Source organism: Halorubrum sp., assembly GCF_046498025.1.
Lineage (GTDB): Archaea > Halobacteriota > Halobacteria > Halobacteriales > Haloferacaceae > Halorubrum.
The window spans coordinates 22,773-37,964 of sequence record NZ_JAWOBM010000002.1; the positions used below are offsets into that span (position 1 = coordinate 22,773).

At 67.3% G+C, this 15,192-nt stretch carries 17 protein-coding genes and 1 tRNA gene; 13 read left to right on the forward strand and 5 right to left on the reverse strand.

Features of this window, described 5'->3' with window-relative positions; translation table 11 throughout:
• Nucleotides 1–38 precede the first annotated feature (38 nt).
• Nucleotides 39–1,895 carry an acyl-CoA carboxylase subunit beta gene (locus tag R6U01_RS00150; RefSeq protein WP_410284436.1) on the forward strand — a complete coding sequence of 619 codons (1,857 nt, stop codon included), beginning with the start codon at nucleotides 39–41 and terminating at the stop codon, nucleotides 1,893–1,895.
• A gap of 23 nt (nucleotides 1,896–1,918) precedes the next feature.
• Here R6U01_RS00150 and R6U01_RS00155 read toward each other — a convergent pair whose 3' ends face one another.
• A complete protein-coding gene (locus R6U01_RS00155) occupies nucleotides 1,919–2,467 on the reverse strand; it encodes a DedA family protein (protein WP_410284437.1) in 549 nt (182 codons plus the stop codon).
• Between the two features lie 162 nt (nucleotides 2,468–2,629).
• Here R6U01_RS00155 and R6U01_RS00160 point away from each other — a divergent pair, with 162 nt between their 5' ends.
• Both R6U01_RS00160 and gfo6 read left to right on the forward strand, forming a co-directional pair.
• Nucleotides 2,630–3,157 (forward strand): redoxin domain-containing protein, encoded by a 528-nt coding sequence (locus R6U01_RS00160; protein ID WP_410284438.1) that lies wholly within the window; start codon nucleotides 2,630–2,632, stop codon nucleotides 3,155–3,157.
• A gap of 81 nt (nucleotides 3,158–3,238) precedes the next feature.
• Nucleotides 3,239–4,339 carry a D-xylose 1-dehydrogenase Gfo6 gene (gene gfo6, locus R6U01_RS00165; RefSeq protein WP_410284439.1) on the forward strand — a complete coding sequence of 367 codons (1,101 nt, stop codon included), beginning with the start codon at nucleotides 3,239–3,241 and terminating at the stop codon, nucleotides 4,337–4,339.
• A gap of 13 nt (nucleotides 4,340–4,352) precedes the next feature.
• Here gfo6 and R6U01_RS00170 read toward each other — a convergent pair whose 3' ends face one another.
• Entirely contained in the window at nucleotides 4,353–5,189 is an 837-nt protein-coding gene (locus R6U01_RS00170) for an aldo/keto reductase (RefSeq protein ID WP_410284440.1), read from the reverse strand.
• A gap of 259 nt (nucleotides 5,190–5,448) precedes the next feature.
• Between R6U01_RS00170 and R6U01_RS00175 the strand changes: the two genes are divergently transcribed.
• Complete coding sequence (locus R6U01_RS00175) at nucleotides 5,449–6,729, forward strand: RNA-guided endonuclease InsQ/TnpB family protein (RefSeq protein WP_410284441.1); 1,281 nt, start codon at nucleotides 5,449–5,451, stop codon at nucleotides 6,727–6,729.
• A gap of 66 nt (nucleotides 6,730–6,795) precedes the next feature.
• Here the strand turns inward: R6U01_RS00175 and R6U01_RS00180 are convergent, their stop codons facing one another.
• From R6U01_RS00180 to R6U01_RS00190, 3 genes are all read right to left on the reverse strand, one after another.
• A complete protein-coding gene (locus tag R6U01_RS00180; protein ID WP_410284442.1) occupies nucleotides 6,796–7,011 on the reverse strand; it encodes a HalOD1 output domain-containing protein in 216 nt (71 codons plus the stop codon).
• Between the two features lie 6 nt (nucleotides 7,012–7,017).
• Nucleotides 7,018–7,365 (reverse strand): hypothetical protein, encoded by a 348-nt coding sequence (locus tag R6U01_RS00185; RefSeq protein WP_410284443.1) that lies wholly within the window; start codon nucleotides 7,363–7,365, stop codon nucleotides 7,018–7,020.
• A 672-nt stretch (nucleotides 7,366–8,037) separates the two neighbouring features.
• Nucleotides 8,038–8,108: transfer RNA gene (locus R6U01_RS00190), tRNA-Gly, on the reverse strand.
• 138 nt (nucleotides 8,109–8,246) lie between these two features.
• Here R6U01_RS00190 and R6U01_RS00195 point away from each other — a divergent pair.
• The 9 genes from R6U01_RS00195 (at nucleotide 8,247) to R6U01_RS00235 (ending at nucleotide 15,191) form a co-directional block, all read left to right on the forward strand.
• Nucleotides 8,247–9,524: a PQQ-dependent sugar dehydrogenase gene (locus R6U01_RS00195; protein ID WP_410284444.1), complete on the forward strand. Its 1,278-nt coding sequence runs from the start codon at nucleotides 8,247–8,249 to the stop codon at nucleotides 9,522–9,524.
• 108 nt (nucleotides 9,525–9,632) lie between these two features.
• Nucleotides 9,633–9,905: a hypothetical protein gene (locus tag R6U01_RS00200; protein ID WP_410284445.1), complete on the forward strand. Its 273-nt coding sequence runs from the start codon at nucleotides 9,633–9,635 to the stop codon at nucleotides 9,903–9,905.
• Between the two features lie 55 nt (nucleotides 9,906–9,960).
• Nucleotides 9,961–10,905: an ArsR/SmtB family transcription factor gene (locus tag R6U01_RS00205; protein ID WP_410284446.1), complete on the forward strand. Its 945-nt coding sequence runs from the start codon at nucleotides 9,961–9,963 to the stop codon at nucleotides 10,903–10,905.
• A gap of 251 nt (nucleotides 10,906–11,156) precedes the next feature.
• The gene (locus tag R6U01_RS00210; protein WP_410284447.1) at nucleotides 11,157–12,023 is read left to right on the forward strand and encodes a putative RNA uridine N3 methyltransferase; all 867 of its coding nucleotides are present in this window, start codon (nucleotides 11,157–11,159) and stop codon (nucleotides 12,021–12,023) included.
• Nucleotides 12,024–12,027: 4 nt separating this feature from the next.
• The gene (locus R6U01_RS00215) at nucleotides 12,028–13,044 is read left to right on the forward strand and encodes a 50S ribosomal protein L3 (RefSeq protein WP_410284448.1); all 1,017 of its coding nucleotides are present in this window, start codon (nucleotides 12,028–12,030) and stop codon (nucleotides 13,042–13,044) included.
• A gap of 3 nt (nucleotides 13,045–13,047) precedes the next feature.
• On the forward strand, nucleotides 13,048–13,794 hold the full coding sequence (rpl4p, locus tag R6U01_RS00220; RefSeq protein WP_410284449.1) for a 50S ribosomal protein L4: 747 nt from the start codon (nucleotides 13,048–13,050) through the stop codon (nucleotides 13,792–13,794).
• Nucleotides 13,791–14,045, forward strand: coding sequence for a 50S ribosomal protein L23 (locus tag R6U01_RS00225; protein ID WP_410284450.1), 255 nt, complete (start codon nucleotides 13,791–13,793; stop codon nucleotides 14,043–14,045). Before rpl4p ends, R6U01_RS00225 begins: the two co-directional genes overlap by 4 nt.
• A 1-nt stretch (nucleotide 14,046) precedes the next feature.
• Complete coding sequence (locus tag R6U01_RS00230) at nucleotides 14,047–14,769, forward strand: 50S ribosomal protein L2 (RefSeq protein ID WP_410284451.1); 723 nt, start codon at nucleotides 14,047–14,049, stop codon at nucleotides 14,767–14,769.
• The gene (locus R6U01_RS00235; protein ID WP_410284452.1) at nucleotides 14,766–15,191 is read left to right on the forward strand and encodes a 30S ribosomal protein S19; all 426 of its coding nucleotides are present in this window, start codon (nucleotides 14,766–14,768) and stop codon (nucleotides 15,189–15,191) included. The genes R6U01_RS00230 and R6U01_RS00235 overlap by 4 nt, the downstream gene beginning before the upstream one ends.
• Nucleotide 15,192 lies beyond the last annotated feature (1 nt).

Here is a 15,192-nt window from a genome sequence, read left to right on the forward strand (position 1 = left end):
TGAAAAACTGTTTAGGATAGACCGCAAACCTTGCGTCCATGAAAGTTCACGTCGGCGCGGCGGCGACGCCGGAGGAGGCCGAGGCGATCGCGCGATCGCTCGCCGAACACCTCGGCGTCGACGTCGACGTCCACGTCGGCGACGATTCGGAGCCCGCGGCGAGCGCCGAGCCGCCCGAAACGTCGTACCCGCTCGAGGACGACCTCGGACCCACGACCCGCGAGCGCGAGCTCCGGGCCGAGATCGAGGACATCTTGGAGGGCGGGCCGGAGAAGTACCGCGATCGACTCCCGGAGCAGGGGAAGCTGTTCGTCCGCGACCGGCTCGACCTCTGGTTCGGCGGCGAGGGCGGGACACGCGGCGCGGGCGACGCGAGCGCGACCGACGGCGACCCGGCGGGCCTCCACTTCGAGGACGGGAAGTTCGCCGCGTTCGACGACTGGCACCCGAACGCGCCCGGACGGACGGGAGAGGGCGAGGCGAGCGCGGACGAGACGAGCGGGGGCGACGAGGACGACGGCGACACCGACGACGGCGGCGACCGCCTCCCCGGCGACGGCCTGCTCACCGGCGCCGCGGAGTTCGAGGGGCGCGACGTCCACTTCATGGCCAACGACTTCACGGTGAAGGCGGGGTCGATGGCGGCCAAGGGCGTCGAGAAGTTCCTCCGGATGCAGCAGCGCGCCCTGAAGACGGGCAAGCCCGTGCTCTACCTGATGGACTCTTCCGGCGGGCGGATCGACCAGCAGAGCGGCTTCTTCGCCAACCGCGAGGGGATCGGGAAGTACTACTACAACCACTCGATGCTCTCGGGCGCGGTGCCGCAGATCTGCGTGCTGTACGGCCCCTGTATCGCCGGCGCGGCCTACACGCCCGTCTTCGCCGACTTCACAGTGATGGTCGAGGGGATGTCCGCGATGGCCATCGCCTCGCCGCGGATGGTGAAGATGGTCACCGGCGAGGAGATCGAGATGGCGGACCTCGGCGGCCCCCGCGTCCACGCCGAGGAGTCCGGGTCGGCGGACCTGGTCGCCCGCGACGAGGAGCACGCCCGCGAGCTCGTCGCCGACCTGATCGGCTACCTCCCCGATCGGGCCGGTGAGAAACCCCCGAAACGGGAGCCGAAGCCGCCGAAGTTCTCCCCGGAGGGGATCGACGAGCTGATCCCCGAGTCGCCGAACCGCCCGTACGACGTCCGCGACCTCCTCGACCGGATCGCCGACGCGGAGTCCGTCTTCGAGCTGAAGGAGGGGTACGGACCCGAGATCGTCACGGCCTTCTGCCGGATCGACGGTCGGCCCGTCGGCGCCGTCGCCAACCAGCCGACCGAGCGGTCGGGTGCCATCTTCCCGGACGCGGCCGAGAAGGCCGCCGAGTTCATCTGGACCTGCGACGCCTACGAGGTTCCCCTCCTGTACCTCTGTGACACGCCGGGGTTCATGGCCGGCTCGCAGGTCGAGAAGGACGCGATCTTAGAGAAGGGCAAGAAGATGATCTACGCCACCTCCTCCGCGACCGTCCCGAAACAGACCGTCGTCACCCGGAAGGCGTACGGCGCGGGGATCTACGCGATGGGCGGCCCCGCGTACGACCCCGAGAGCGTGATCGGACTCCCCTCCGGCGAGATCGGGATCATGGGGCCAGAGGCCGCGATCAACGCCGTGTACGCCCGGAAGCTCGCCGAGATAGACGACCCCGAGGAGCGCGCCGAGACCGAGGCGCGGCTCCGCGAGGAGTATCGCGAGGACATCGACATCCACCGGATGGCCAGCGAGGTCGTCATCGACGAGATTGTGGCCCCGTCCGCGCTCCGCGAGGAGCTCGCCGCTCGATTCGCGTTCTACGCGGACGTGGAGAAAGAGCTGCCGGACAAGAAACACGGGACGGTACTGTAAGCGGGCTCGGCGGCGGTCCACTCTTATAAGGCCGCGACCCAGTCGGCGCCGAGGAGCTCGACCGCGCCCCCGATCCCGAGCGCCACGGCGACGCCGACCGCCAGCAGCGCGCCGACGTACGCCACGGAGCCGACCAGCGACGCGGCGGCGAACCGCGGGGCGGAGACGGACGAGGCGGTCGCGGTGGGGACGGCGAGCCACCCGCGGGTGCCGGGGACCGCGTTCGAGGCCGCCACCGCGGGGAGCCCCCACCGGTCGAACCAACCGCCCGCGCGCTCCAGTCGACCCGAGCCGACCGGGACCACGGCGAGCGCCGTCGGGTCCACGTCGAACCGACGGACGGCCGTGAAGACGACCGCCTGCCCGAGCGTCGCGCCGGCGACGGCCGCGACGAACACCGGCAGGACCGCGACCGCCTCGACGCCGACGGCGACCACCGCGGCGACGAACAGCGTCCGCGCCGGGAGTACCTTCCCGACGAGCGCGCCCTCAAGCGCGAACACGGCGAACACCGCGACGGCGCCGTAGCTGTCGACGAGGGCGAGCGCGGTCGCCGCGTGGGAACCGAACACGCCTCCCTTCGACCGGGCACACGTAAAGCTCTTACACCGTGAACAGTGCTCTCAGGCGCCAAGACGGGATCTCATCGGCTGCTATCGAATTTCCAGCGCACCCGACCGGGGCCGGACGGTCGGGGGTGGGGTATTTGTCGGTCGCCCGCGCAGGTGTCACCCATGATAGACGTCGGCGTCAAGGCGCCCGATTTCATCGCCCCCGCGGTCACCGACGGTACGGCCGTGGAGCTGGCGCTGTTCCGGCTCGTCGACGGTCACGAGGCGGTCGCGCTCTGTTTCGCGCCCGCGAACTTCGTCCCCACCTGCACGGCCGTCCTCGCCGCCGTCCGGGACGCGGGCTGGCACGAGCGGGACGACCTCGCCGTCGTCGCGCTCACCGGCGACTCGCTGTATTCCGGGTTCGCCTACGCGGACCGATTCGGGCTTCCCTTCCCGATCGTCTCCGACTTCCACGCCGGGGTCGCCGACTCGTACGACCTGACCGCCGAGTCGTGGGAGAGCCACTCGCACATTCCGCGCCGCGCGACAGTCGTGATCGACGGGGACTGGACCGTTCGGTTCGCGGAGGCGACGACGGACGCGCTCGACCGGCCGGCCCCCTCGCCCGTCCAGAACGCGACCGCGACGCTCCGGGACCTCGGGGTCGACGTCGACCGGCCGCGGGTGAACTACGACGGTCCGTGGTGAGGGCGCCGTCGCCGGCAACCCGATCGGTCGGGTAGACCGCGTCGCCGCCGGAGTTATTTCACGCCGCGCGGAGTCCCCGGCATGGAGACCGCCTTCGCGGACTACCTCGACGAGTTCACGCGCCGGGACTGGGAGACGCTCGACCCCGAGGCCGTCACGGACCCCGTTCGGGTCGCGGCCGTCGGCCTCGGCTGGTTCGCCCGCGAGTGGGCGCTGCCGGGGATCGCCCGGTCGGCGTACACCGAGGCGACCGTCGTCACCGACGTCGACTCGGACGCGGTGGAGACGGTCGCGGCCGAGCGCGACGCGACCGGCGTCACTCCCGAGGAGTTCCGCTCGGGCGCCGCCGTCGACGCCTACGACGCGGTGTACGTCGCGACGCCGAACGCGGCCCACCTCGACTACGTCCGGGCCGCCGCGGAGCAGGGGAAGGCGGTCCTCTGCGAGAAGCCGCTGGAGGCGACGCTGGATCGCGCCCGTCGGCTCGTGGCCGCGTGTCGGGACGCCGACGTCCCCCTGATGGTCGGCTACCGGATGCAGACCGACCCCGCCGTCCGACGGCTCCGAGACCTCCTCCGCGCGGGCGTCGCCGGCGACGTGATCCACGTCCACGCGACGATGTCGCAGACGATGCTCGGCGAGCTCGCCGGCGACACCGACCAGTGGCGGCTCGACCCGGAGCTGTCGGGCGGCTGCGCGCTCATGGATCTCGGCGTGTACCCGCTCAACACGACCCGGTTCGTGCTCGGCGAGGACCCGGTCCGCGTCTCCGGGCGGACCCACACGCGCCGGGTGGCGTTCGCCGACGTCGACGAGGACGCCTCGTTCCGGCTGGCGTTCCCCGACGGCGTCGACGCGCTGTGTACGGTGAGCCAGAACGCCCAGCACGCGAGCCGGCTGGACGTCACCGGGACGGAGGCCAGACTGATCTTAGATCCGGCGTTCTACGAGCGGGAGGACCGCGGGTTCGCCGTCGTCCGCGACGGCACCCGCGTCGACGTCGACTTCGACCAGGTCCACCAGATCGAAGAGGAGTTCGCGTACTTCGGCCACCAGCTGCTGGCGGACGAGCCGTTCCATCCGGACGGCGAGCACGCCCTCGCCGACATGCGCGCGCTCGACGGGATCTACCAGTCCGCCGAGACCGGCCGGCCGGTGACGCTCGACGAGGACGCGGCCTGAGGCCGGGACGTCGTCACTGCTCGATCCCGTACACGTCGCTCGTCCAGTCGCGGGCCGGGGTGTCGTACACCGGCTCGTCGCGGTCGCGCTCGTCGAGCCGCCGCCGGTCGGCCGCGTCGAGCTCCCAGTCGAGGTCGGCGTTGGCCCGGACGTGGGCCGGGGTCGACGACCGCGGCAGCGGGACCACGCCGCGATCGACCGCCCACCGGAGCACCACCTGCGCGGGGCTCTTGTCGTACGTCTCGGCGAGCTCGGCGACGACCTCGTCGCCGAACACGTCGGTCCGCGCGAGCGGCGCCGCCGCCTCGATCACGGTGTCGGACTCGCGGCAGTAGTCGACGAGGTCGGGGCGCTGGAGCCACGGGTGGAACTCGATCTGGTTGACCGCGATCGGCACGTCTGAGACGTGGTGGGCGCAGCTCAGCTGGTAGGCGCTGAAGTTCGACACGCCGACGTCGCGCACGAGCCCCCGCTCGCGGAGCTCCGCCATCGCTCGGAGCGTCTCGCGCAGCGATATCGCGGGGTTCGGCCAGTGGATGAGGTATAAATCGAGGTAGTCGGTGCCGAGTCGGTCGAGCGACGCCTCGCACGACTCGATCACCGACTCGTAGTTGAGGTTCTTCGCGAGCACCTTCGAGGTGAGGAATACGTCGTCGCGGTCGTACTCCGCGAGCGCCTCGCCGATGACCTCCTCGTTCCGATACCCCTCGGCGGTGTCGACGTGCGCGTAGCCGGCGTCGAGCGCCGCGCGGACGCTCTCGGCCGTCTGGTCGTCGTCGAGGTCGTACGTGCCCAGCCCGAGCCCCGGTAGCTCGGCGCCGCTCGGGAGCGTCTTCGTCGGAACGGTCATACGCCACGGGTTCGGCGGATCGCCGATTGAAACTACCGGTCGGGGAACGGCGGCTCTACTCTTTGATCTTGATAAGAACTGCGTGCTGAATACAGGGCGCGTATACGGCAATTACGGAGAATCGAGGAGAAAGCCTCGCGCTTTAGCGCGGGGATGAATCCGACACTACCCTTTATAATCCACCGTTCGATGGCACGGCGAGATATTCCACGCTGCCCCAATAAACACTTTCAAGTAATTTTGTCTACATAGGTTACATATGGCGAAACAGGTCGTTACTCGCACCTACACTGCGTCCATACGGAACCAGTCGCGGGTGCAAGACGGCCTTGATTCGCTCGGGTTCGCAGCCAGTAAGCTCTGGAACGTCGGACGGTGGACATGCAGTCGCATCTGGGATGAGATCGGTCACATCCCGAACCACAACGACCTCACCACGTACCTGAAGTCACACGAACGCTACGATGACTTACATTCTCAGTCGAGTCAGCGAGTCCTTCAAGAACTCGCTGAGGCGTTCAACGGTTGGTACGGCAAACGACAAAACGGAGACACGAGAGCAAACCCACCCGGCTACCGCAAACACGGCGACGACCACCCACGTTCCACGGTCACGTTCAAAACTGCCGGCTTCAAACTCGACACTCAGTACAATCGCGTCCGACTCTCTCAAGGGTCGAATCTTAAGGAGTATTGGTCGGATTTTATCCTCTGTAAATTTCAAACGCAGCCTGACGTTGACCTCTCCACCGTGGAGAACGTCCAACAAGTCAAGGCGGTATGGACAGGTGACGAGTGGGAACTGCACTTCGTCTGCAAAGTCGGAATCGACGTGGATGAAGCCCCCGGTGAGAAGACGGTGGGTGTTGATCTCGGTATCAACAACTTCGCCGTGCTCGCCTATGAAGACGGTTACAGCGAGTTGTACCCGCTGGACTGCTTGAAACAGGACGACTACTACTTCAGCAAGCGGATCGCTCGGTGTGACGACTCGAACTCCGAGCAGGCCACGCGGTTGAACCAGAAGAAGTCGGCCCGCCGCACCCACTATTTCCACACACTCTCCAATCATATCGTCCAGCGGTGTGTTGACGAGGAAATTGGAACGATCGTGGTGGGCGATCTCTCCGGCATCCGTGAGGATGAGGAGAACGCCGAGTCAAAAAACTGGGGTAAACACGGGAATCTCGATTTGCACTCGTGGGCGTTCGACCGCTTCACCGACCTCCTCGAATACAAAGCCGAGATGGAAGGCATGACGGTCGAGCACGTGTCTGAGCGAGATACCTCGAAGTCGTGTTCGTGCTGTGGCCGGAAGCGTGATGCGAACCGTGTTGAACGTGGACTGTACGTCTGCGATGAGTGCGGTACAGTGGCGAACGCAGACGTGAACGGTGCTGAGAATATTCGGCAAAAAGTATCTCCGAATTCACCGAACCTCTCGGTGAATAGGAGTAACGGCTGGTTGGCACAGCCATCGACGTTCTTGTTTGACACGAAAAGCGGTGCGTTCGCACCTCAAGAACAGGTCACGTCGTAAACCACAATATCCCAACCCAGCGGTACGGTGCCGTGGGAATCCTCGCGCTTCAGCGCGGGGAGGATGTCAATCCACTCGTGGTGTGACTTCCACGTCGCCGTCGCTGGTGACTGTCACACTGTAGGCCTCGTATGCAAATGTAACGCGCACCGTTCCGGACGCTAAGAGTTGAGTCAGAGCGTCGGCATCAATGACCACCCCAAGCGGGGGCGTGAGAGCCTTGTGTGAGACACCCTCCGCTCTGGCGAGTGCCTCGATAATTGGCGTGAGGTAGTCATCCATCGGCCTTCAGTCGGCTGCAACGAGGCCAAGATGTGAGCGCATGCTCTTGGCTTGGGCATCCAGCTCAACGGTTTCTCGATCTGGATCGAATTTAATAACGGCAGCTTCAGCCAGCAACGGGAGGTGGATGTGAACGAGGCTCATCCAGATCTGAAATTTATATGTATCTGTCTGCTCGTCTTCGAGGAGCGCGATCTGATCAACCACGTCGGTTACTGAGGTTGGATCGTTCTGTGTGGCGAGATACTGGACTGTAACTCGACGACGGTGGTGGGAGAGAAGTCGGAACACCGCTGATAAGGCCTGCTCGTCATCGAAGCTTCTCGGACTGTTATTATCATTGTTAATTTTCATACGTATTTTGTCTTATTTTTTCTCTCGGACCGCTACGGCGTCAACGGGGATCTGACAGATTAATCCCAGTCACTTTTATTATCTATATTATTAGTTGATAGCTGAGGCCGAACCGGTTTCGACCGGCTGATTCTCACAGAGACAATCATAAGTAGAGAGATAGTAACTTAAACGTATTTATGGATGACGTGATAGTAAGGAAAGTTTAGGTAATACATTCTATATAACCACTCAATTTTCCAAGCCGAACTCACCCTCTCTGTTCGGCAGGACTGCAAAACGTGTCACTAGTCACAAATTAAACAGAGCCGAATAAACGGAATGGAGCAAGCGCTGATCGAGAGATTCACTCGGCGATTTCGTTCAGGTCGTTCGCACCGTGCACCGGCCGAGACTCCCCGCGAGCAGCGCGAGCGGGGAGTCAGGGCGGTGCACGACCGCAGGGAGTGCACCGGCCGAGATTTGAACTAGGGAAAGACGATCGGCTCGCTTCGCTCGCCGCTGCGTCTTTCTGCGTTCAAATCACTTGGTGATTTTGCTCACTTCGTTCGCAAGTTCGCTGAACGAAGTGAAGCGAACGCTAACTGACGCAGTCAGTTAGAAAATGCACCGGCCGAGACTCCCCGCGAGCAGCGCGAGCGGGGAGTCAGGGCGGTGCACGACCGCAGGGAGTGCACCGGCCGAGATTTGAACTCGGGTTGCAACCATGGCAAGGTTGCGTGATACCACTACACTACCGGTGCGTGCTTCGCATCTGCACATAGCCCGAGTCGGAGATATAAGGGTTCCGAACGACGGCCGGCGAGGCGGGATTCCCGCCCGAACCCGACCGCCGGAAGCGTCATCGGGCTCCCGACCAAGAGCGATACGAGACGACTCCCATGACACGCCGACCGACTGACCCCGCCGCGGACAGACGAACCGTCCTTCGAACGACCGGCGGCCTCGCGGCGCTCTCGCTCGCCGGGTGTCTCGGCGAGGGCGGAACGAACGACGGAGCGACCGGCACGGGCGGGGACGGGGACGACGACTCAGGCGTCCCGCCCGACGACGGCGCCGACGTCGAGTACGCGGTCGAGCGCGTCGCGGAGGGGTTCGAGAACCCGTGGGGCCTCGCCTTCCTCCCGGACGACGGACGGCTGCTGGTCACGGAGCGCCCCGGCCGGCTCTCGCTCGTCGACCCCGCGGACGGGACGCGCGCGACCGTCGACGGCGTCCCGGCCGTTCACGCCGCCGGACAGGGCGGGCTCCTCGACGTCGCGGTCCACCCGGAGTTCCCGGAGGACGCGCGCGTGTACCTCACGTACGCGGGGACGGACGACGAGGGGCGATCGGCGACGCACGTCGGGAGCGGTCGGCTCTCGCTCGACGCCGAGGGCGGAGCGCCCGCGCTGGAGGGCTTCGAGCCGATCCGCGTCGCGCGTCCGTTCGCGGGCTCCGACCAGCACTTCGGTTCGCGAGCGACGTTCGGTCCGGAAGGGGCGTTGTTCGTCACCGTCGGGGACCGGCGAGACACCGAGTTCGGTCCGGAACACGTCTCGCAGGACCTGTCGAACGAACTCGGAGCGACGCTGCGGTTGACGCCCGACGGCGACGCCCACCCCGACAACCCGTTCGTCGACGAGCCGGAGGCGGCCGACGCGATATACAGCTACGGCCACCGGAACCCGCAGGCCATGACCGTCCGTCCCGAGACGGGAGCGCTCTGGCAGTGCGAGCACGGCGAGCGCGACGGCGACGAGATCAACGTCGTCGAGCGCGGCGGCAACTACGGGTGGCCGATCGCGAGCGAGGCGTGCCGGTACGGCACCGACGAGCGCGTCGCGCCGAGCCACCGCGAGCGGGGCGACGTCGTCGCTCCGGTTCACTACTGGCCGTGCGGCTCCGGCGGGTTCCCGCCGAGCGGCGGGGTCTTTTATCAGGGCGACGCGTTCCCCGCGTGGCGGGGCGGCCTGTTCGCCGGTACGCTCGCGGCCGAGTACCTCGGGCGGTTCACCGTCGAGGGGACGGGCACGGACGCCGCAGTGACCGAGCGCGACCCCCTGCTCGCCGACCGCGGCTGGCGCGTCCGGGCGCTCGCGACCGAGCCGGCCACGGGTCACCTCTACGTCGCCGTCGACGACGCCGACGCGCCGGTCGTGCGGATCGTCCCGGCGTGAAGACGGAGACGGCTCGCGTCGACGCACGTAACCGAATTTACGTAGGGCGCCTTACAAAAATATCGTTCAGATTACATTTATTCTCCCGTGGCGCGTAGCACCGATCGCATGAGACTGAACGGTATGCGGACGGAAATCGACGCACAGAGCGCTCCGCGCGGGCCGCCGCCGTCGGTACGTGGAACGCTGCTGATGCTCGCGATCACGGCCGGCGTCCTCGTCGCCGCCTCGTATCCGGTCGCGAGCGTCGGCCTCGCGGCGGTGGTCCTCGCAGCGCGCTACGGAGCGCGACCGCTCGTGCGGCGCCTCCGAAAGCGAACGGACGAATGGGAGTTCGGGCCGGTGTGCGTGCCCGGAACGGACGTCTGTCTCGGCGCGTGACCGGCGGGCCCCCACGACAGGCTCTTTACGCGAGGCGGACCGACGGGCTACCACGATGACCGAGACGGATCCGGACGGCCGGCTCTCGCCCGACGAAGCGTTCGCCGCGCTCGGCGACGAGGTCCGGGTGCGGATCCTGCGCGTCCTCGGCGACGCCGCGGAGCCGCTCGCCTTCTCCGAGCTGTACGACCGGCTCCCGATCGAGGACACGTCGCGGTTCAACTACCACCTCGGCGAGCTCCGCGGCCACTTCGTCCGGAAAGACGAGGGCGGCTACGCGCTCGATCACCCGGGTCGACGGGTCGTCGAGGCGATTCGGTCCGGAGCGGTCACCGACGACCCCGACTTCGAACGCACGTCGATCGACGACCGCTGTCCCGCCTGCGACGGACGGCTGGAGATCCGGTGGCGCGACGGGAGCATCGAGGTGTTCTGTCCGAGCTGTGAGAGCCGGTGGGAGCGGTCGTCGAGTCACGTCGACGCCGCCGAGGAGCCGGAATCGGGGTACCTCGGGCGACTGCCGTTCCCGCCGGCCGGGATCCGGAATCGGGAGGCGGAGGAGGCGTTCCGGGCGGCCCACGCGTGGACGGTCGTGGAACTCCTCGCGGTCGGTACCGGTATCTGCCCGCGGTGCGCGGCGACCGTCGAGACGGAGCTCGACGCCTGTGCGGACCACGAGGACGACGGCATCTGCTCGAACTGCCGGTCCAGCTTCGCGGTGGTGTTCCAGGCCTCGTGCACCAACTGCCCGTACCACGTCGGGAGCGCAGCGGGGCTCGGGCTCCTGTCGTCCCCGGCGCTGTTGGGATTCATGCTGGAGCACGACATCGACCCGCTCTCGCCGCGGTCGGTCGGTCGCCTGGACCGCTTTTTCAGCGACTACGACGAGTCGATCAGCTCGACCGACCCCCTCCGCGTGGTGCTCACGTTCTCCCTCGACGACGACGAACTCACGCTCCGTCTCGACGAGAACGGCGATATCGTCGACGCGTCGTCGTAGCTCGCCGTCGACGACGCCGACGCGCCGATCGCGCGGATCGTTCCGGCCTGAACCGACGGTCGGCGACCGTGAGCCGCGCCGGTGACGGGCGCGTTCCTCGGCGGTGGCCGGCCCCCGGTCCGTGTCACAGACTCTCTCGATCCTGTGACCGAATCCCCCGCTAGACCCCGTGTGAACGCCCCACAGCCCGGAAACGGGACCGCTATCCTTTTACGCTGTCGTCCGGAATCGAGGGGTACAGTCTCGCCACGATGCGTACCGAAGACGGACTCACGATCTGTGTTCCGTCTTCGGTCGTCCGGGAGGCCGAGGACGACCGCGAGGCGACTCGCAAACTCGGCTACGTCGCCCGTGCGGCGGCGGTGTTCCGGGCGGATCGACTGGTCGTCTTCCCCGACAGGGAAGGCGAGCGGCGACGGGGCGGCGAGTACGTTCGAACCGTGCTGGGGTACGCCGCGACCCCTCCGAGGCTCCGCAAGGACCTCTGGGGGGAGCGCGACGAGCTCCGGTACGCCGGCGTGCTCCCGCCGCTCCGCGTGCCGTGGCGGACCGGCTCGACCCCAGACGGGGAAGAGTCGAAAACACAGGGACTCGTGACCGAGGTCGGACCTGAAGGCCGCGTCCGGGTCAATTCCCCGCTGCGGGAACACCCGATCTCCCTGCTCGTGCCATCCGGAATGGAGGTCGAGCAGGGGGAGCGCGTCACCATCAGGGTCTCTTCGAGAGAACCGGTCCGCGCCCGCATCACCGGGAAGCCGGAGGACGGTTTCCAGGTCGTGGAAGCGGACCTGTCGGAAGCGCTCGCCGGCGACGGACTGGCCGTCGCGACATCGCGACACGGGGAAGAACTCTCCGTCTCGCGGCTCGGCGGCATCGTCTCGGACGCGCGGGAGGCCGGCGGCTACGTCGTCGCCTTCGGCGCGCCCGAGCGAGGGCTTCCGGAGATGCTCGGGCTCTCGCCCGACGGCATTCGGGCGGCCGTTGCCGACGGCCGTCCGGTCGAACCCGATCCGGGGTTCGACCTCTGGCTGAACACGATCCCGGCACAGGCGAGCGAGGTCGTCCGGACGGAGGAGGCTCTGTTCGTGACTCTCGGCTCGCTCACACTCACGGAGTAAACACATGCCACAACCAAGCCGACCACGAAAAGGCTCGCTGGGCTACGGCCCGCGCACCCGCGCAGACCGAGAGGTCCCGCGCATTCGCTCGTGGCCCGACGACGACGGAGCCCCCGCGCTGCAGGGGTTCGCCGGCTACAAGGCCGGAATGACCCACGTCGTTATGGTCAACGACGAGGCCAACTCGCCGCGTGAGGGGATGGAAGAGTCCGTTCCCGTCACCGTCGTCGAGACGCCGCCGATGTACGCGGTGGCCCTGCGCGCCTACGAACAGACGCCGTACGGAAAGAAGCCGGTCGAAGAGGTCTGGGCGACCGAGTTCCACGAGGAGCTCGACCGCGCGCTCGACCTCCCGGCGGAGACCACCTTCGAGGAGGACGCAGAGGAGCTGCGCGCGTTGCTCGACGACGACGTCGTCGACGACGTCCGCGTCATCACCCACACCGTCCCCTCGGAGCTCGCGAACATTCCCAAGAAGAAGCCCGACGTCATGGAGACCCGAGTCGGCGGCGGCTCCCTCGAGGAGCGCGTCGACTTCGGACTCGACCTGATCGAGGAGGGCGGCGCCCACGAGTTCGGCGACGTCTTCCGCGCCGGTCAGTACACCGACGTCTCGGGCATCACGAAGGGGAAGGGGACACAGGGTCCCGTCAAGCGCTGGGGCGTTCAGAAGCGGAAGGGCAAACACGCCCGCCAGGGATGGCGGCGCCGGATCGGCAACCTCGGTCCGTGGAACCCCTCCCGCGTGCGCTCCACCGTTCCCCAGCAGGGGCAGACCGGCTACCACCAGCGCACCGAGCTCAACAAGCGCCTCATCGACTTCGGCGAGGGCGACGACGCCAGCGTCGACGGGGGCTTCGTCAACTACGGCGAGGTCGACGGCGAGTACGCGCTCATCAAGGGCTCGCTGCCGGGGCCGGACCAGCGCCTGCTTCGGTTCCGCCCGGCCATCCGGCCGAACGACCAGCCGCGCCTCGACCCCGAGGTCCGGTACGTATCCACCGCATCCAACCAGGGATAATCCATGAACGCAACAGTACACGACCTGGACGGCGGGGACGCGGGCAGCGTCGAGCTGCCGGCGATCTTCGAGACCGCGTTCCGACCGGACCTCATCGGTCGGGCGGTCTCCGCCGCACAGGCTAACCGGAAGCAGGCCTACGGTGCCGACGAGTTCGCCGGGCTGCGAACCCCCGCGGAGTCGTTCGGCTCCGGACGCGGGCTCGCACACGTCCCGCGCTCCGAGAACGTCGCCCGCCGCGTCCCGCAAGCGGTCTCGGGCCGCGCCGCGCACCCGCCGAAGGCCGAGAAGGACCAGACCAAGAAACTGAACGACAAGGAACGACAGCTCGCGATCCGGTCGGCCGTCGCGGCCACCGCTGACGCCGAGCTCGTCGCCGAGCGCGGCCACGCGTTCGACGCGGACCTCGACCTCCCGCTCGTCGTCTCCGACGAGTTCGAGGACCTCGAGAAGACCCAGGAGGCCCTGGGCGTGCTGGAGGCCGTCGGCGCCGACGCCGACATCGAGCGCGCCGAGGAGGGTCGCTCCGTTCGGTCCGGCCGCGGAAAGACCCGCGGACGCAAGTACAGCCAGCCCAAGTCCGTCCTCGTCGTCACCAGCGAGGAGCCGTCTCGCGCCGCCCGGAACCTCTCGGGCGTCGATGTCGCGACCGCGGCCGAGGTCAACGCGGAGGACCTCGCGCCCGGCGGACACCCGGGCCGACTCACGCTGTGGACCGAGAGCGCCGTCGAGGAGGTGGCCGACCGATGAACTCCATCATCGAGCACCCGCTCGTCACCGAGCAGGCGATGAACGAGATGGACTTCAAGAACAAGCTGCTGTTCCTCGTCGACGTCGACGCGACGAAGCCGGAGGTCCGGGAGGAGGTCCAGGACCGCTACGGCGTCACCGTCGTCGACGTGAACACGCAGGTGACCTCGAAGGGCAAGAAGAAGGCGACCGTCACGCTCTCCGAGGACGACGACGCGACCGAAATCGCCTCGCGCATCGGGGTGTTCTGATATGGGACGACGAATCCAAGGACAGCGGCGTGGACGCGGCGGCCCGACGTTCCGGGCCCCCTCCCACCGCTACAAGGCGGAACTGTCGCACAAGAAGCTCGAGGACGTGGACACGATCTCCGGCGAAATCGTCGGGATCGAACACGACCCGGCCCGCTCGGCTCCGCTCGCGGAGATCGAGTTCGAGGACGACGACCGTCGGCTCGTGCTCGCGCCGGAAGGCGTGCGCGTGGGCGAGACGATCCAGGTCGGCGTGAGCGCGGAGATCAAGCCCGGGAACACGCTCCCGCTGGCCGAGATCCCCGAGGGCGTCCCGGTCTGTAACGTCGAGAGCAACCGCGGGGACGGCGGGAAGTTCGCGCGCGCCTCCGGCGTGTCCGCGACGCTTCTCACCCACGACCGCGACGTCGCGGTCGTCCAACTCCCCAGCGGGGAAGTGAAGCGGCTCGACCCGCAGTGCCGCGCCACGATCGGCGTGGTCGCCGGCGGCGGTCGGACGGAGAAACCCTTCGTCAAGGCCGGTAACAAGTACCACAAGATGAAGTCGCGCGGGACCAAGTACCCGCGCGTCCGCGGCGTCGCGATGAACGCCGTCGACCACCCCTTCGGCGGGGGCGGTCGCCAACACCCCGGCCAGCCGAAGTCGGTCTCGCGGGACGCCCCGCCGGGACGCAAGGTCGGTGACATCGCATCCAAGCGCACCGGACGAGGTGGCAACAAATGAGTTCCAACTACCGAACAGGCCGCGAGGGCAAAGAGTTCGCCTACCGCGGTCACTCGCTCGACGAGCTGCAGGAGATGGACGTCGACGAAGTCGCGGAACTGCTCCCCGCACGCCAGCGGCGAAGCATCGTTCGCGGCCTCGGCACCGAACAGCAGAAGCTGCTGGAGAAGGCCCGGAGCCGCGACAAGGAGACGACGGCGGACGATCCGATCCGGACGCATCTGCGCGACATGCCGATCCTTCCGGAGTTCGTCGGCGTCACCTTCTCCGTGTACAACGGACACAGCTTCGAGCGCGTGCAGGTCGAACCCCAGATGATCGGACACTACCTGGGCGAGTTCCACCTCACGCGAAGCACCGTCGAACACGGTCAGGCCGGCATCGGCGCGACCCGGTCCTCGAAGTTCGTGCCCCTCAAGTAAC

Excerpts from the sequence above, each read along its gene's own strand:
- rpl4p (WP_410284449.1), top strand. The coding sequence starts at position 13,048 with ATGAACGCAACAGTACACGACCTGGACGGCGGGGACGCGGGCAGCGTC.
- gfo6 (WP_410284439.1), top strand. The coding sequence starts at position 3,239 with ATGGAGACCGCCTTCGCGGACTACCTCGACGAGTTCACGCGCCGGGAC.
- R6U01_RS00205 (WP_410284446.1), top strand. The coding sequence starts at position 9,961 with ATGACCGAGACGGATCCGGACGGCCGGCTCTCGCCCGACGAAGCGTTC.
- R6U01_RS00230 (WP_410284451.1), top strand. The coding sequence starts at position 14,047 with ATGGGACGACGAATCCAAGGACAGCGGCGTGGACGCGGCGGCCCGACG.
- R6U01_RS00185 (WP_410284443.1), bottom strand. The coding sequence starts at position 7,365 with ATGAAAATTAACAATGATAATAACAGTCCGAGAAGCTTCGATGACGAG.
- R6U01_RS00215 (WP_410284448.1), top strand. The coding sequence starts at position 12,028 with ATGCCACAACCAAGCCGACCACGAAAAGGCTCGCTGGGCTACGGCCCG.
- R6U01_RS00170 (WP_410284440.1), bottom strand. The coding sequence starts at position 5,189 with ATGACCGTTCCGACGAAGACGCTCCCGAGCGGCGCCGAGCTACCGGGG.
- R6U01_RS00210 (WP_410284447.1), top strand. The coding sequence starts at position 11,157 with ATGCGTACCGAAGACGGACTCACGATCTGTGTTCCGTCTTCGGTCGTC.
- R6U01_RS00200 (WP_410284445.1), top strand. The coding sequence starts at position 9,633 with ATGAGACTGAACGGTATGCGGACGGAAATCGACGCACAGAGCGCTCCG.
- R6U01_RS00150 (WP_410284436.1), top strand. The coding sequence starts at position 39 with ATGAAAGTTCACGTCGGCGCGGCGGCGACGCCGGAGGAGGCCGAGGCG.
- R6U01_RS00180 (WP_410284442.1), bottom strand. The coding sequence starts at position 7,011 with ATGGATGACTACCTCACGCCAATTATCGAGGCACTCGCCAGAGCGGAG.
- R6U01_RS00160 (WP_410284438.1), top strand. The coding sequence starts at position 2,630 with ATGATAGACGTCGGCGTCAAGGCGCCCGATTTCATCGCCCCCGCGGTC.
- R6U01_RS00175 (WP_410284441.1), top strand. The coding sequence starts at position 5,449 with ATGGCGAAACAGGTCGTTACTCGCACCTACACTGCGTCCATACGGAAC.
- R6U01_RS00195 (WP_410284444.1), top strand. The coding sequence starts at position 8,247 with ATGACACGCCGACCGACTGACCCCGCCGCGGACAGACGAACCGTCCTT.
- R6U01_RS00225 (WP_410284450.1), top strand. The coding sequence starts at position 13,791 with ATGAACTCCATCATCGAGCACCCGCTCGTCACCGAGCAGGCGATGAAC.
- R6U01_RS00235 (WP_410284452.1), top strand. The coding sequence starts at position 14,766 with ATGAGTTCCAACTACCGAACAGGCCGCGAGGGCAAAGAGTTCGCCTAC.